The organism is Mesorhizobium sp. DCY119, from assembly GCF_003590645.1.
Taxonomy (GTDB): Bacteria; Pseudomonadota; Alphaproteobacteria; order Rhizobiales; family Rhizobiaceae; genus Mesorhizobium_M.
Genome location: NZ_CP031834.1, coordinates 2,775,588 through 2,789,984, shown reverse-complemented (window position 1 = coordinate 2,789,984; position 14,397 = coordinate 2,775,588). Strand labels below are relative to the sequence as shown.

The 14,397-nt window shown below is 60.4% G+C and carries 25 protein-coding genes; 1 reads left to right on the top strand and 24 read right to left on the bottom strand.

Annotated features, from left to right (window positions below):
- Window positions 1–18: 18 nt before the first annotated feature.
- The 24 genes from rpmD to rpsL form a co-directional block, all read right to left on the bottom strand.
- Window positions 19–216 carry a 50S ribosomal protein L30 gene (rpmD, locus tag DZG07_RS13600; RefSeq protein WP_091913578.1) on the bottom strand — a complete coding sequence of 66 codons (198 nt, stop codon included), beginning with the start codon at window positions 214–216 and terminating at the stop codon, window positions 19–21.
- A 23-nt stretch (window positions 217–239) separates the two neighbouring features.
- Entirely contained in the window at window positions 240–809 is a 570-nt protein-coding gene (gene rpsE, locus DZG07_RS13595; RefSeq protein WP_091913577.1) for a 30S ribosomal protein S5, read from the bottom strand.
- A gap of 128 nt (window positions 810–937) precedes the next feature.
- Window positions 938–1,297 carry a 50S ribosomal protein L18 gene (rplR, locus tag DZG07_RS13590; RefSeq protein WP_091913576.1) on the bottom strand — a complete coding sequence of 120 codons (360 nt, stop codon included), beginning with the start codon at window positions 1,295–1,297 and terminating at the stop codon, window positions 938–940.
- 87 nt (window positions 1,298–1,384) lie between these two features.
- The gene (gene rplF, locus DZG07_RS13585; RefSeq protein WP_091913575.1) at window positions 1,385–1,918 is read right to left on the bottom strand and encodes a 50S ribosomal protein L6; all 534 of its coding nucleotides are present in this window, start codon (window positions 1,916–1,918) and stop codon (window positions 1,385–1,387) included.
- 38 nt (window positions 1,919–1,956) lie between these two features.
- The gene (rpsH, locus tag DZG07_RS13580; RefSeq protein ID WP_091913574.1) at window positions 1,957–2,355 is read right to left on the bottom strand and encodes a 30S ribosomal protein S8; all 399 of its coding nucleotides are present in this window, start codon (window positions 2,353–2,355) and stop codon (window positions 1,957–1,959) included.
- A 12-nt stretch (window positions 2,356–2,367) separates the two neighbouring features.
- Complete coding sequence (rpsN, locus tag DZG07_RS13575) at window positions 2,368–2,673, bottom strand: 30S ribosomal protein S14 (RefSeq protein ID WP_119817796.1); 306 nt, start codon at window positions 2,671–2,673, stop codon at window positions 2,368–2,370.
- Between the two features lie 27 nt (window positions 2,674–2,700).
- On the bottom strand, window positions 2,701–3,258 hold the full coding sequence (gene rplE / locus DZG07_RS13570; RefSeq protein ID WP_091913572.1) for a 50S ribosomal protein L5: 558 nt from the start codon (window positions 3,256–3,258) through the stop codon (window positions 2,701–2,703).
- Window positions 3,251–3,565, bottom strand: coding sequence for a 50S ribosomal protein L24 (rplX, locus tag DZG07_RS13565; protein WP_091913571.1), 315 nt, complete (start codon window positions 3,563–3,565; stop codon window positions 3,251–3,253). The genes rplE and rplX overlap by 8 nt, the downstream gene beginning before the upstream one ends.
- 12 nt (window positions 3,566–3,577) lie before the next feature.
- A complete protein-coding gene (gene rplN, locus DZG07_RS13560) occupies window positions 3,578–3,946 on the bottom strand; it encodes a 50S ribosomal protein L14 (protein WP_006205457.1) in 369 nt (122 codons plus the stop codon).
- Window positions 3,947–4,010: 64 nt separating this feature from the next.
- Complete coding sequence (rpsQ, locus tag DZG07_RS13555) at window positions 4,011–4,256, bottom strand: 30S ribosomal protein S17 (protein WP_091913570.1); 246 nt, start codon at window positions 4,254–4,256, stop codon at window positions 4,011–4,013.
- Window positions 4,257–4,267: 11 nt separating this feature from the next.
- Window positions 4,268–4,468 carry a 50S ribosomal protein L29 gene (gene rpmC, locus DZG07_RS13550; RefSeq protein WP_091913569.1) on the bottom strand — a complete coding sequence of 67 codons (201 nt, stop codon included), beginning with the start codon at window positions 4,466–4,468 and terminating at the stop codon, window positions 4,268–4,270.
- A gap of 14 nt (window positions 4,469–4,482) precedes the next feature.
- The gene (gene rplP, locus DZG07_RS13545) at window positions 4,483–4,896 is read right to left on the bottom strand and encodes a 50S ribosomal protein L16 (protein ID WP_091913568.1); all 414 of its coding nucleotides are present in this window, start codon (window positions 4,894–4,896) and stop codon (window positions 4,483–4,485) included.
- Window positions 4,897–4,923: 27 nt separating this feature from the next.
- A complete protein-coding gene (gene rpsC / locus DZG07_RS13540; protein WP_091913567.1) occupies window positions 4,924–5,649 on the bottom strand; it encodes a 30S ribosomal protein S3 in 726 nt (241 codons plus the stop codon).
- Complete coding sequence (gene rplV, locus DZG07_RS13535) at window positions 5,649–6,038, bottom strand: 50S ribosomal protein L22 (RefSeq protein ID WP_091913566.1); 390 nt, start codon at window positions 6,036–6,038, stop codon at window positions 5,649–5,651. Before rplV ends, rpsC begins: the two co-directional genes overlap by 1 nt.
- 1 nt (window position 6,039) lies before the next feature.
- Window positions 6,040–6,318: a 30S ribosomal protein S19 gene (rpsS, locus tag DZG07_RS13530; protein WP_091913565.1), complete on the bottom strand. Its 279-nt coding sequence runs from the start codon at window positions 6,316–6,318 to the stop codon at window positions 6,040–6,042.
- Window positions 6,319–6,334: 16 nt separating this feature from the next.
- Complete coding sequence (gene rplB, locus DZG07_RS13525) at window positions 6,335–7,168, bottom strand: 50S ribosomal protein L2 (RefSeq protein WP_091913564.1); 834 nt, start codon at window positions 7,166–7,168, stop codon at window positions 6,335–6,337.
- Between the two features lie 19 nt (window positions 7,169–7,187).
- Complete coding sequence (locus tag DZG07_RS13520; protein WP_091913563.1) at window positions 7,188–7,481, bottom strand: 50S ribosomal protein L23; 294 nt, start codon at window positions 7,479–7,481, stop codon at window positions 7,188–7,190.
- Window positions 7,478–8,098: a 50S ribosomal protein L4 gene (gene rplD / locus DZG07_RS13515; RefSeq protein WP_091913562.1), complete on the bottom strand. Its 621-nt coding sequence runs from the start codon at window positions 8,096–8,098 to the stop codon at window positions 7,478–7,480. The genes DZG07_RS13520 and rplD overlap by 4 nt, the downstream gene beginning before the upstream one ends.
- Complete coding sequence (gene rplC / locus DZG07_RS13510) at window positions 8,098–8,811, bottom strand: 50S ribosomal protein L3 (RefSeq protein ID WP_091913561.1); 714 nt, start codon at window positions 8,809–8,811, stop codon at window positions 8,098–8,100. The genes rplD and rplC overlap by 1 nt, the downstream gene beginning before the upstream one ends.
- A 58-nt stretch (window positions 8,812–8,869) precedes the next feature.
- Complete coding sequence (gene rpsJ / locus DZG07_RS13505) at window positions 8,870–9,178, bottom strand: 30S ribosomal protein S10 (RefSeq protein ID WP_006205468.1); 309 nt, start codon at window positions 9,176–9,178, stop codon at window positions 8,870–8,872.
- A 65-nt stretch (window positions 9,179–9,243) separates the two neighbouring features.
- Window positions 9,244–10,419, bottom strand: a complete 1,176-nt coding sequence (gene tuf, locus DZG07_RS13500; RefSeq protein ID WP_091913560.1) for an elongation factor Tu — start codon at window positions 10,417–10,419, stop codon at window positions 9,244–9,246.
- Window positions 10,420–10,485: 66 nt separating this feature from the next.
- Complete coding sequence (gene fusA, locus DZG07_RS13495) at window positions 10,486–12,576, bottom strand: elongation factor G (protein ID WP_091918819.1); 2,091 nt, start codon at window positions 12,574–12,576, stop codon at window positions 10,486–10,488.
- Window positions 12,577–12,609: 33 nt separating this feature from the next.
- A complete protein-coding gene (gene rpsG, locus DZG07_RS13490) occupies window positions 12,610–13,080 on the bottom strand; it encodes a 30S ribosomal protein S7 (protein ID WP_056116530.1) in 471 nt (156 codons plus the stop codon).
- A gap of 56 nt (window positions 13,081–13,136) precedes the next feature.
- Complete coding sequence (gene rpsL / locus DZG07_RS13485) at window positions 13,137–13,508, bottom strand: 30S ribosomal protein S12 (protein WP_008837709.1); 372 nt, start codon at window positions 13,506–13,508, stop codon at window positions 13,137–13,139.
- Window positions 13,509–13,972: 464 nt separating this feature from the next.
- Here rpsL and DZG07_RS13480 point away from each other — a divergent pair, with 464 nt between their 5' ends.
- Entirely contained in the window at window positions 13,973–14,254 is a 282-nt protein-coding gene (locus DZG07_RS13480; RefSeq protein ID WP_091918821.1) for a transcriptional regulator, read from the top strand.
- Window positions 14,255–14,397: the final 143 nt, after the last annotated feature.

Sequence of the window (14,397 nt, the reverse complement as noted above, 5' to 3'; positions counted from 1 at the left end):
CTTTCTCCTGCGCCCTGCTTATTTCTCGTCCACGACGCGGACGAGATGCTGCACTGCGGCGATCATGCCACGCACCGAGGGGGTATCCTCGAGGGTACGCTGGCGATGCATCTTGTTGAGGCCGAGGCCGACCAGCGTTGCGCGCTGTTCCTTCGGGCGGCGGATCGGGCTGCCGATCTGCTCGACCGTGATCGTCTTGGTAGCTTTCTTAGCCATGGTCGTAATCCTTGCCCGTCCGACTATTCTTCGGCGGCGACGGCAGAGCCGCGACGCGCCTGAAGGGTCGAATACTTGATGCCGCGCTGAGCAGCCACATCCTTGGGATGCATCTGGTTCTTCAGCGCATCGAACGTCGCGCGCACCATGTTGTACGGGTTCGACGAACCCATCGACTTGGCGACGACGTCATGCATGCCGAGCGTCTCGAAAACGGCGCGCATCGGACCACCGGCGATGATACCGGTACCAGCCTTGGCGGAGCGCAGCAGGACGCGGCCAGCACCATGGCGGCCTTCGACGTCGTGGTGAAGCGTACGGCCCGAACGCAGCGGCACGAAAATCAGGTCGCGCTTTGCCGATTCGGTTGCCTTGCGGATAGCCTCAGGCACTTCGCGCGCCTTGCCGTGACCAAAGCCGACGCGGCCCTTCTGGTCGCCGACGACGACGAGTGCCGCAAAACCGAAGCGCCGGCCGCCCTTGACGACCTTGGCGACGCGGTTGATGTGGACGAGCTTGTCGACAAATTCGCTGTCGCGCTCTTCACGGTCACGACCGCCGCGGTTGCGGTCATCCCTACGTTCTTGTGCCATATCCTGTTCCTTGTTTTTTTCCGGAAGCACGGGGGTTAAAAACTGAAGTCCGGCGTCTATAACAGAGCCGGACTTATTTCAACTGTCGATCATGCGACGAGGCGCCACGCGCCTCGCAACAAATCGGATCAGAAGCTCAGGCCGGCCTCGCGGGCGGCTTCGGCAAGCGCCTTGACGCGGCCGTGATAGATGTACGGGCCACGGTCGAAGACGACTTCCTTGACGCCGGCCTTGGAGGCGCGTTCGGCAAGCAGCTTGCCGACGGCGGCAGCAGCGGCGACATCGGCGCCGGTCTTCAGCGAGCCCTTGATGTCCTTTTCGAGGGTCGAAGCGGCAGCAACCGTGTGGCCCTTCGAATCGTCGATGATCTGCGCATGGATGTTCTTCGACGAGCGGTAGACCGACAGACGCAGACGGTCGCCGGAGACCTTCTTGATCTGACGGCGAACGCGCGCGGCGCGGCGCTGGGTGGTTTCCTTGGAAGCCATAATGTCTGTTCCTTGCCTTCTTGGACGGGTGCGGCCATGTGCGGTAGGCGAATGCGCCTCCCGCGACCGCGCACCGCGGCGTTATAATTACTTCTTCTTGCCTTCTTTGCGGACGATCTTCTCGCCAGCATATTTCACGCCCTTGCCCTTGTAGGGCTCAGGTTCGCGATACTTGCGAATCTCGGCCGCAACCTGGCCAACCGCCTGCTTGTCGATGCCGGTGACGACGATTTCGGTCGGCTTCGGCACGGTAATCGTGATGCCTTCCGGCGTCTGGTAGACCACGTCATGGCTGAAGCCGAGCGCGAGCTGCAGGTTCTTGCCCTGCAGGGCCGCACGATAGCCGACGCCGCTGATCTCGAGCTTCTTCTCGAAGCCATCCTTAACACCGTTGAGGATGTTGACGATCTGCGTGCGCGACATGCCCCACTTGGAGCGGGCGACCTTCGACTGGTCGCGCGGCTGAACGGCGATCTGGCCGTCCTCGAACTTGACCAGCACTTCGTCGTTGACCACGAACTTCAGTTCGCCCTTGGGGCCCTTTGCCGTGACGGTCTGGCCGTCGACGGAAGCGGTCACGCCCTGGGGCAACGGAACGGGTTTCTTGCCAATACGAGACATGTTGTTGTCCTCGTTCTTTCTGTCTTATGCTCGCCCGATCAGAATATCTGGCAGAGGATTTCCCCGCCGACATTCTGTTCGCGCGCTTCATGGTCCGCCATCACGCCCTTCGGCGTCGACAGGATCGAAATGCCGAGGCCGTTGGCCACCTGCGGGATCGACTTGACCGACACGTAAACGCGGCGGCCGGGCTTCGACACGCGGGCGATCTCACGGATCACCGGTGCGCCGTCGAAATACTTCAGTTCGATCTCGATTTCCGACTTGCCATTGTCATAGTCGACCTGGCTGTAGTCGCGGATGTAGCCTTCCGCCTTCAGAACGTCGAGGACACGGGCACGCAGACGCGAGGCCGGCGTCGAAACCTTCGACTTCTTACGGCCATAGGCGTTGCGGATGCGGGTCAGCATATCGCCGAGAGGATCACTTAGTGACATGTCGTGTGCTCCTTACCAGCTCGACTTGACCAGGCCCGGGACAGCGCCCAGCGAGCCAAGTTCGCGCAATGCAATACGCGACATCTTCAGTTTGCGATAATAGGCGCGCGGACGGCCGGTGATCTCGCAACGGTTGCGAATGCGGGTCTTGGACGTGTTGCGCGGCATTGCCGCAAGCTTCAGCTGCGCCCGGAAACGATCTTCGATCGGAAGGCTCTTGTCCATGATCGTCGCCTTGAGAGCCTTACGCTTTGCAGCGCTCTGCTCGACAAGCTTACGACGCCTGTTGTTTTTCTCGACTGAGCTGGTCTTTGCCATTTCAGATTTTTCCTTTTCTCGCTGCCGTTACTGGCGGAAGGGGAAGTTGAAAGCCTTGAGCAGTGCCCGGGCTTCGTCGTCCGTCTTCGCAGTCGTACAAACGATGATGTCCATACCCCAGATCTGGTCGACCTTGTCATAGGCGATCTCTGGGAAAATGATATGTTCCTTGATGCCCATGGCGTAGTTGCCACGGCCATCGAAGCTCTTCGGGTTCAGGCCGCGGAAGTCGCGGACGCGCGGCAGCGCGATCGTGACCAGACGGTCCAGGAACTCGTACATGCGGTCCTTGCGCAGGGTAACCTTTGCGCCGAGCGGCATCTTCTCGCGGACCTTGAAGCCGGCGATCGAATTGCGCGCATAGGTGATGACCGGCTTCTGGCCGGCGATCAGCGCCAGATCGGCGGCGGCAACCGAAGGCTTCTTCGAGTCCGACGTCGCTTCACCGACACCCATGTTCAGGACGATCTTGTCGAGACGGGGTACTTCCATCTCGTTGTCGTATTTGAATTCTTCGAGCAGCGCCTTGCGGATGGTCTCGTCATAGACCGAGCGCAAGCGGGCCTGATATTCTGCCTTAGCCATTGATCACTTCTCCCGAGCGCTTTGCCACGCGCACCTTGGTCCCGTCCTTCTGGACCTGGAAACCGACGCGGGTCGGCTTTCCGTCCTTGGGGTCGACCAGCGCGATGTTCGACAAATGGATCGGCGCTTCCTTGGTAATGATCCCGCCCTCTTGGGACTGGGACTGCTTCTGATGACGGCGGATCATGTTCACGCCGCGAACGACTGCCTTGTCGTCCTTGGGCATGACCCGGACGACTTCACCCGAACGGCCCTTGTCCTTGCCGGCCAGAACGACGACCTTGTCGCCTTTGCGAATCTTTTGCATTTTTCCGGCTCCTTACAGCACTTCAGGCGCGAGCGAGATGATCTTCATGTGGTTCTTGGCGCGGAGTTCGCGCGGAACCGGTCCAAAGATACGCGTGCCGATCGGCTCTTTCTTGTTGTCGACGAGAACGGCTGCGTTCTTGTCGAAACGGATCACGCTGCCGTCCGGACGACGAATGTCCTTGGCCGTGCGAACCACGACCGCCTTCATCACATCGCCCTTCTTGACGCGGCCGCGCGGAATGGCTTCCTTGATCGACACCACGATGATGTCACCGACGGAAGCGTATTTCCGCTTCGAGCCGCCCAGCACCTTGATGCACATGACACGACGAGCGCCGGAATTGTCCGCGACGTCGAGGTTTGTTTGCATCTGAATCATGACTGACCGCCTTCTTCATTCCTGGGAAGAGCCCTCGCCCTACCCGGTCTGTCCAAAAATTTACTTACTGCGACGCCTGGGCGTCTGTGATGACGACCCAGCGCTTATCCTTGGAGATCGGCGCCGACTCCTGGATGAAGACCTGATCGCCGACCTTGCACGCGTTGTTTTCGTCGTGCGCCTTGTACTTCTTCGACATACGCACGGTCTTCTTCATGACCGGATGCGTGAAGCGCCGTTCGACCTTGACGACGACCGTCTTCTCGTTCTTGTCGCTGACGACGGTGCCCTGCAGAATGCGCTTTGGCATGATTTTCGTCCTTATGCCTTCTTGGCCGAAGATTTTTCGGCGGCGATGGTCTTGATGCGCGCGATGTCCCTGCGGACTTCCTTCACGCGGGCTGTCTTCTCGAGCTGGCCTGTCGCCTTCTGGAAGCGCAGGTTGAACTGCTCCTTCTTCAGCGAGGCCAGATCGTCATTCAACTGGTCGGCGGTCTTGGACCGTGCTTCTGCGGCTTTCATGACTCGTGACCTTTCTATTCAGCTATACGCTGTACGAAACGCGTTCTGACGGAGAGCTTGGCAGCGCCGAGACGCAGCGCTTCACGCGCCACTTCTTCGGACACGCCGTCGATCTCGAACATCACACGGCCCGGCTTGATACGGCACGCCCAGTAGTCGACCGCGCCCTTGCCCTTGCCCATGCGGACTTCGGTAGGCTTCGAGGTCACCGGAACGTCCGGGAAAATACGGATCCACACACGGCCCTGGCGCTTCATTTCACGCGTGATCGCGCGGCGGGCCGCTTCGATCTCGCGTGCGGTGACGCGGTTAGGCTCCAGCGCCTTCAGTCCGAAGCCACCAAAATCCAGGTCGGTGCCGCCCTTGGCGGCGCCGTGGATGCGGCCCTTGAACTGCTTGCGGAACTTTGTGCGCTTTGGCTGCAGCATCGTTCTTACTCCAAATTCCTATGCTTCTCAGGCGTTCTCGCGGCGGCGGCCGCCACGGTCGTTACGCTCGCCTGCATGTGCGTGCTCGCCTTCCGTCGCGCGGCGCTCCGAAGCCATCGGGTCGTGCTCGAGGATTTCGCCCTTGAACACCCAGACCTTGACGCCGCAGATGCCGTAAGCCGTCTTGGCTTCGGCCGTGCCGTAGTCAACGTCAGCGCGCAGCGTGTGCAGCGGCACGCGACCTTCGCGATACCATTCCATACGTGCGATTTCAGCGCCGCCGAGACGGCCCGAGCAGTTGATGCGGATGCCTTCGGCGCCGAGACGCATGGCCGACTGGACAGCGCGCTTCATCGCACGGCGGAACGCGATACGGCGCTCGAGCTGCTGTGCGATCGACTGCGCGACCAGGGTCGCGTCGATCTCGGGCTTGCGAACCTCGACGATGTTGAGGTGCGTTTCCGACTTGGTCATCTCCATCAGCTTCTTGCGAAGCTTCTCGATGTCCGCGCCCTTCTTGCCGATGATCAGGCCAGGACGGGCAGCGTGGATCGTGACGCGGCACTTCTTGTGCGGACGCTCGATGACGACCTTCGAGATCGCAGCCTGCTTGAGCTCTTCCTTAAGATACTCGCGGATCTTGATGTCTTCATGCAGCAGCTGGCCGTACTCGCCGGTGTTTGCGTACCAGCGGGAGTCCCAGGTGCGGTTAATGCCGAGGCGGAAACCGATCGGATTGATTTTCTGACCCATCAGGCGGCCTCCCCTTTCTCTTCGACTTCACGAACAACGATCGTGAGGTGCGAAAATGGCTTCTCGATGCGGCTTGCACGGCCGCGGCCACGGGCGTGGAAGCGCTTCATGACGATCGACTTGCCGACATAGGCTTCAGCAACGATCAGCGCATCGACGTCGAGGTCGTGATTGTTTTCCGCGTTGGCGATCGCCGACTCCAGCGTCTTCTTGACGGTGTCGGAGATGCGCTTGCGCGAGAATTCCAGATCCGAAAGCGCGGTCGCGACCTTCTTGCCGCGGATGAGCGCGGCAACCAGGTTCAGCTTCTGCGGGCTGACGCGGATGGTGCGGAGGACCGCACGCGCCTCGTTGTCAGCAAGCCTGCGCGGAGCTTTGGCCTTGCCCATGTTACTTCCTCTTCGCTTTCTTGTCCGCGCCGTGACCGTAATAGGTCCGCGTCGGGGCGAATTCGCCCAACTTGTGGCCGACCATGTCTTCAGACACGGAGACCGGGATATGCTTCTGGCCGTTGTAGACACCGAAGGTCAAGCCGACGAACTGCGGCAGAACCGTGGAGCGACGGCTCCAGGTCTTGATCACTTCACTACGGCCGCCCTCGCGCACCTTCTCGGCTTTCTTGAGAAGAAAGCCGTCGATGAACGGGCCTTTCCAAACTGAACGGGTCACGTCAGACTACCTCTCTTTAGCTCTTGCGCTGATGGCGCGAGCGCAGGATGAACTTGTCGGTCGCCTTGTTGGACCGCGTCTTCTTGCCCTTGGTCGGCTTGCCCCACGGGGTAACCGGGTTACGACCACCAGAGGTGCGGCCTTCACCACCGCCGTGCGGATGGTCGACCGGGTTCATGGTGACGCCGCGGTTATGCGGGCGCTTGCCGCGCCAGACAGTGCGACCTGCCTTGCCGTCGTTGATGTTGGAGTGGTCCGGATTGGAGACCGCTCCGACAGTCGCGATGCACGAACCGTGCACGACGCGCTGTTCACCAGAGTTCAGGCGAAGGATAGCCATGCCCTGATCGCGGCCGACGAGCTGTGCATAGGCACCTGCCGAACGTGCGATCTGGCCGCCCTTGCCGGGCTTCAGCTCGACATTGTGGACGATCGTGCCAACCGGCATCGAACCCAGTGGCATCGCATTGCCCGGCTTCACGTCGACGCTCTCGCCGGCGATGACCTTGTCGCCAACGGCGAGGCGCTGCGGCGCCAGGATGTAGTTCAGCTCGCCATCGTCATACTTGATCAGCGCGATGAAAGCCGTGCGGTTCGGATCGTACTCGAGGCGTTCCACAGTCGCCGACACGTCGAACTTGCGACGCTTGAAGTCGATGATGCGATACGAACGCTTATGACCGCCGCCGATGAAGCGAGCCGTGATACGACCGTAGTTGTTGCGGCCGCCCGACTTGGTCAGGCCTTCGGTCAGACCCTTGACCGGCTTGCCCTTGTACAGCGCCGAGCGGTCGACGATGACCAGTTGGCGAAGGCTTGGCGTTACCGGCTTGAATTTCTTGAGTGCCATTGTTCTGTCCTCGCGCCTGTCAGAGACCCGTCGCGACGTCGATCGACTGGCCGTCGGCCAGCGTCACAATCGCCTTCTTCACGTCGCTCTGACGGCCAATCGTGCCGCGGAAACGCTTCACCTTGCCCTTGCGGACCAGCGTGTTGACCGCCGTGACCTTGACGCTGAACAGCGCTTCGATCGCAGCCTTGATTTCCGGCTTCGTCGCCTTCTTGGCGACATTGAAGACGACCTGGTTCTGTTCGGAAGCCATGGTCGACTTTTCGGTGATCGCCGGCGAGACGATCACGTCGTAGTGGCGGAGATCCGTCATTTGAAGCGCTCCTCGAGGGCCTCGACGGCGGCCTTCGAAAGGACCAGCGTGCCGCGGCGCAGAATGTCGTAGACGTTGATGCCCTGGATGGGCAGCACGTCGATGTTCGGAATGTTCGACGCAGCGCGCTTGAAGTTCACGTCAAGCTCGGCACCGCCGATCACCAGTGCGTTGGTCAGGCCGAGCTTGGCGAAGTTCGTCACCAGGGCCTTCGTCTTGGCTTCGGACATCGCCAGATCATCGACGATGATCAGGTTGGACGCCTTCAGCTTGGCCGAAAGAGCGTGCTTCAGGCCGAGAGCGCGGACCTTCTTGGGAAGGTCGTGCTCATGGCTGCGGACAACCGGGCCGTGGGCCTTGCCGCCGCCGCGGAACTGCGGAGCGCGAGCCGAATGGTGACGAGCGCGGCCCGTACCCTTCTGCTTGTACATCTTGGCACCGGTACGCGCGATTTCGGCGCGGCCCTTGGCCTTGTGCGTGCCCTGCTGCTTCTTGGCAAGCTGCCAGCGCACGACGCGCTGCAAAATGTCTTCGCGCGGATCAAGGCCGAAAATCTCCTCGGAGAGTTTCACCTTGCCGGCATCTTCGCCGCCAAGCGTTGAAATCTTGAGATCCATTATTCAGCTCCTTCTTTGGCGGAAGCTTCAGTCTTCTGCCCGGCACGAATGCCAGCCGGCTTCGGAGCGTTTTCCGGCAGTGCTTCCTTGGCGGCGTCGCGAACCAGGATCCAGGCGCCCTTGGTGCCGGGAACGGCGCCGCGGATCAGGATCAGGCCGCGGTCCGTGTCGGTCGAAACGACCTCGACGTTCTGCGTGGTCACGCGGGTAGCACCCATGTGACCGGCCATCTTCTTACCCTTGAACACCTTGCCCGGGTCCTGACGCTGACCGGTCGAACCGTGTGCACGGTGCGAAACCGAGTTACCGTGGGTCGCGCGGCCACCACCGAAGTTGTGGCGCTTCATGACACCCTGGAAACCCTTACCCGTCGAGGTGCCCGTCACGTCGACCTTCTGGCCGGGGACGTAATGCTCAACGGTGATTTCGACGCCGACGTCAAGCATGTTGTCGTCCGACACGCGGAATTCGGCAACCTTCGACTTCGGCTCGACGGAGGCGGCAGCGAAATGACCGCGCATCGCCTTCGACGTGTTCTTGACCTTGGCCAGACCAACGCCGAGCTGAACGGCCGTGTAGCCATTCTTCTCTTTCGTGCGCTGAGCCACGACCTGGCAGTTCTCCATGCGGAGAACCGTAACGGGCACATGCTCGCCAGCATCATTATAGATGCGGGTCATGCCCAACTTCTGTGCGATAACACCTGAACGCATCGGTTCGTTTTCCTTCAGAGGAGCCGTTTGGGTCTGCTCGCCCGGCTCATGTTAGCTCTTAGAGCTTGATTTCGACGTCGACACCTGCGGCGAGGTCGAGCTTCATCAGAGCATCGACGGTCTGCGGGGTCGGATCGACGATGTCCAGCAGACGCTTGTGCGTGCGCATCTCGAACTGCTCGCGGCTCTTCTTGTCGACGTGGGGCGAGCGGTTCACAGTGAACTTCTCGATCCGGGTCGGCAGCGGAATGGGCCCGCGAACATTGGCGCCGGTGCGCTTTGCCGTCGACACGATTTCGCGCGTCGAGGCGTCGAGCACCCGATGATCAAACGCCTTCAGGCGGATGCGGATATTCTGTCCGTTCATGCGTCACTTCCTTGTTCTGGCGCGGCGCGGGCTTTTACCGCGCCCGCGACAGATCGGTTAATTACTTATTCGACGATGGTGACGACGACGCCGGCACCGACGGTGCGGCCGCCTTCACGGATGGCGAAGCGGAGCTTCTCTTCCATCGCGATCGGCACGATCAGTTCGACATCGACCGTCACATTGTCGCCCGGCATCACCATTTCGGTGCCTTCGGCCAACTGCACGATGCCCGTCACGTCCGTCGTACGGAAATAGAACTGCGGACGGTAGTTGGTGAAGAACGGCGTATGACGGCCACCCTCTTCCTTCGTCAGGATGTAGGCTTCGGCCTTGAACTTCTTGTGCGGCTTGACCGAACCCGGCTTGGCCAGAACCTGGCCGCGCTCCACGCCTTCGCGATCAACGCCGCGCAGCAACGCGCCGATGTTGTCGCCGGCCTGACCCTGGTCGAGCAGCTTGCGGAACATCTCGACGCCCGTGCAGGTCGTCTTCGACGTCGCGCGGATGCCGACGATCTCGAGTTCTTCGCCAACCTTGACGATGCCGCGCTCGACGCGGCCGGTCACAACCGTGCCACGGCCCGAGATCGAGAACACGTCTTCGATCGGCATCAGGAACGGCTGGTCGATCGGACGCTCAGGCGTCGGGATGTAAGCGTCGACAGCTGCCATCAGTTCGCGGATCGCGTCTTCGCCGATCTTCTTGTCGGAATCTTCAAGAGCAGCCAGAGCCGAACCCTTGACGATCGGAATGTCGTCGCCCGGGAATTCGTTCTTCGACAGAAGCTCGCGAACTTCCAGCTCGACCAGCTCGAGCAGCTCGGCGTCGTCGACCTGGTCGACCTTGTTCAGGAACACGACGATCGAAGGCACGCCGACCTGACGGGCGAGCAGGATGTGCTCGCGGGTCTGCGGCATCGGGCCGTCAGCTGCCGAAACAACCAGGATCGCGCCGTCCATCTGGGCAGCACCGGTGATCATGTTCTTCACATAGTCGGCGTGGCCGGGGCAGTCGACGTGAGCGTAGTGACGGTTCGGCGTCTCGTACTCGACATGCGCCGTCGAGATCGTGATGCCGCGCGCCTTCTCTTCAGGTGCAGCGTCGATCTGGTCATACGCCTTGAACTCGCCAAAATACTTCGTAATCGCAGCCGTCAATGACGTCTTGCCATGGTCAACGTGACCAATCGTGCCAATGTTCACATGCGGCTTGTTGCGCTCAAATTTACTCTTAGCCATGTGAAGTCTCCATTCCTTGCAGCCCGTTAGGGCGTTGAATTAACTTACAGACGCAATTCCTCGGAATTACGCGTATTTCTTCTGAACTTCCTGAGCCACTGCAGTCGGAACCGCTTCGTAGTGGTCGAAAGTCATCGAGTACTGGGCGCGGCCCTGCGACATCGAGCGCAGGCTGTCCACATATTTGAACATGTTGGCCAGCGGGACCATCGCATTGACGACCACGGCGACACCACGGCTTTCCTGGCCCTGGATCTGGCCACGACGGCTGTTCAGATCGCCGATAACGCTGCCGACATAGTCTTCCGGCGTCACGACTTCGACCTTCATGACCGGCTCGAGCAGCTGAACGCCGAGCTTCGGGGCAGCTTCGCGAAGACACGCACGACCAGCGATTTCGAACGCCAGAACCGAGGAGTCGACATCGTGGAAGGCACCGTCGATGAGGGTCGCCTTGACGGCGATCATCGGGAAGCCTGCGAAAGGACCGGACGACAGAACGCTGCGAATGCCCTTTTCGACACCCGGTACGTATTCCTTGGGAACCGCACCGCCAACGATCTTGGACTCGAACACGAAATCTTCGCCTTCGGGGTTCGGCTCGAACACGATCTTGACGCGGGCGAACTGACCGGTACCACCCGACTGCTTCTTGTGGGTGTAGTCCTGCTCGTGAGTACGCGTGATGGTTTCGCGATACGCAACCTGCGGCGCGCCGACATTGGCCTCGACCTTGTATTCGCGCTTCATGCGATCGACGATGATGTCGAGGTGAAGCTCGCCCATGCCGGCGATGATGGTCTGGCCCGACTCTTCGTCAGTCTTGACGCGGAAGGACGGATCCTCGGCAGCCAGGCGATGCAGCGCGAGGCCCATCTTTTCCTGGTCGCCCTTGGTCTTCGGCTCGATCGCGATCTGGATGACCGGCTCGGGGAATTCCATGCGCTCAAGGATAACCGGCTTCAGCGGATCGCAAAGCGTATCGCCAGTGGTCGTCTCCTTGAGACCAGCCAGAGCGACGATGTCGCCGGCGTAGGCCTCTTCGATGTCGGAGCGCGAGTTGGAATGCATCTGCAGCATGCGGCCGATGCGCTCTTTCTTGCCCTTGACGGTGTTCTCGAGCGAAGCGCCCTTGGCGACCTTGCCGGAGTAGATGCGGCAGAAAGTCAGCGAGCCAACGAACGGGTCGTTCATGACCTTGAAGGCCAGCATCGACAGAGGCTCTTCATCGTTCGGCAGGCGAACCATGTCGGCTTCGGTCTTGGGATCGATACCCTTGATCGCCGGAACGTCGATCGGCGAAGGCAGGAACTCGACAACAGCGTCGAGCAGCGGCTGAACGCCCTTGTTCTTGAAGGCCGAGCCGCAGAACATCGGGAAGAACTTGACGGCGATCGTGCCCTTGCGGATCAGAGCGCGCAGTTCGTCATTCGTCGGCATCTTGCCATCGAGGTAGTTCTCAAGCGCGGTCTCGTCCATTTCGACGGCCGTCTCGATCATACGCTCGCGGTACTCTTCAGCACGGTCCTTGAGATCGGCCGGGATTTCGACGACGTCCCAGGCAGCGCCCAGGCTCTCATCGCGCCAGACCAGCGCGTTCATCTCGATCAGATCGACAACGCCCTTGAATTCGGTCTCAGCGCCGATCGGCAACTGCATGACAATGGCGGTGGCGCCAAGACGGGTCTTGATCATTTCGGCCGAGCGATAGAAATCGGCGCCGATCTTGTCCATCTTGTTGCAGAAAATCATGCGCGGGACATGATACTTGTCAGCCTGGCGCCAGACGGTTTCCGTCTGCGGCTCGACACCGGCGTTCGCATCCAGAAGAGCGATCGCGCCGTCGAGAACGCGCAGCGAGCGCTCGACTTCAATGGTGAAATCGACGTGGCCGGGCGTGTCGATGATGTTGAAGCGGCGCATCTTGCCGTCGCGACCCTTCCAGTAGGTCGTCGTAGCAGCGGAGGTGATGGTGATACCACGCTCCTGCTCCTGCTCCATCCAGTCCATGGTAGCAGCGCCGTCATGGACTTCGCCGATCTTGTGCGACTTGCCCGTGTAATAGAGGACGCGCTCGGTCGTCGTCGTCTTGCCGGCGTCGATATGCGCCATGATGCCGAAATTGCGGTAGTCTTCGATTTTATATTCGCGGGCCATGATGGATGCCTTCCTGTAAGTCCGTTCGCGCCGTTACCAGCGGTAGTGCGCGAACGCGCGGTTGGCTTCAGCCATCTTATGGGTGTCTTCACGCTTCTTGACGGCGGTGCCACGGTTGTTGGCAGCATCCATCAGTTCGCCCGACAGACGGTCGACCATGGTCGTCTCGTTACGGTTGCGAGCAGCAGTGATCAGCCAGCGAATGGCAAGCGCCTGACGGCGCTCCGGACGGACGTCGACCGGAACCTGATAGGTTGCACCACCGACGCGGCGCGAACGAACCTCGACGTGCGGCGCGACATTGTCGAGCGCCTGATGGAAAACCGTCACCGGCTCCTGCTTGGTCTTGGCCTGAACCTGATCAAGGGCACCGTAGACGATCGTCTCGGCGACCGACTTCTTGCCGTCATACATGACGGCGTTCATGAATTTCGTAACGATCAGATCGCCGAACTTGGGGTCCGGGTTGATCTCACGCTTCTCTGCACTATGGCGTCGGGACATGGTTCTCGTCTCTCAACTTCGAGGCTCGGCAACAAAGGCGCCTGAGCCGGTAAACCTTATTTCGGACGCTTGGCGCCGTACTTCGAGCGGCGCTGCTTGCGGTTCTTCACGCCCTGCGTGTCGAGCACGCCGCGGATGATGTGGTAACGCACACCCGGAAGATCCTTCACGCGGCCGCCGCGGATCATGACCACGGAGTGCTCCTGAAGGTTGTGACCTTCACCAGGAATGTAGCCAATCACTTCGAAGCCATTGGTCAGGCGGATTTTCGCGACCTTACGGAGCGCGGAGTTCGGCTTCTTCGGCGTCGTCGTATAGACGCGCGTGCAGACGCCCCGCTTCTGCGGATTGGCCTGCATGGCCGGAACCTTATTGCGCTTTACCGGCGCAATGCGCGGCTTGCGGATCAGCTGGTTGACGGTAGGCATTAAACCCTCTTGTCTCTCAAATTCCGTGTCTCGGGCCCATTCACGGGCGGCTTCAAGCGGTATTTCCATACGCAAATTCGGGCCACAAACCGCGAATTCGCGGTGCGCCCGAACAAAAGCAGAGGAAGCGGAACCCGCCTCATGCACGCCGGAAATGTGTAGTCGCTCGTAAAACGAACCTTGTTTGAGGCAAACTCCAGAGCGTGTCGCGCCGGAAAGCCAGACCTCACATGGGTTCAGACGAGGCGGCTAATACGCGCTACCTCGAACATCGTCAAGCCCGACCGCCCAAATATCTTAACAAAACCGCGACTTGAACGGCTCTGGCGCGGTCGGCGACATTTTCTTTCGTGATTTCGCAATTGCGAAAAAGAAAGTGACACGCTTTTGTCTGTCCCCTGCCCGATCTTCATGCGAAAAACCGCTCAAGAACGACAATAGCTGCCTGAATAATGGAATCACTGATGAACGACAACGAAGAACGCCCCGTAACCATCATCACAGGCCGAGTCTGGCGCAGAAAAGGCGGAAAATCAGAAGGTGTCCACGTGATGCTGGTCGCGCCGGACGATGATTCGGCGGTGCGCCGGGCTTTGGAGGCACTGGCGAAGGAAGGCTATGCCGAAGCCGAGCTCGACCAGATCGGCGATATGGAGGGCGAGCCCGACGACGAGCCGCATCTGTCCGCTTTCCAGGGCGCGCTGGAAGGTGATGTGTCCATCGTGACCTTCAACGAAGCGAACTGAGTTCCTGGAAAGGGGCTCTGCGCCGTTCGGCGCTTGATTCGAGAATCAAAAAGGCCGTCCGGATGGGGCACAGCCGGACGGCCAAAGCGCGGAGATGGAGGTTAGACCTCCAATCGAAGCCGCGTAGTCTGAAACTGATCTCT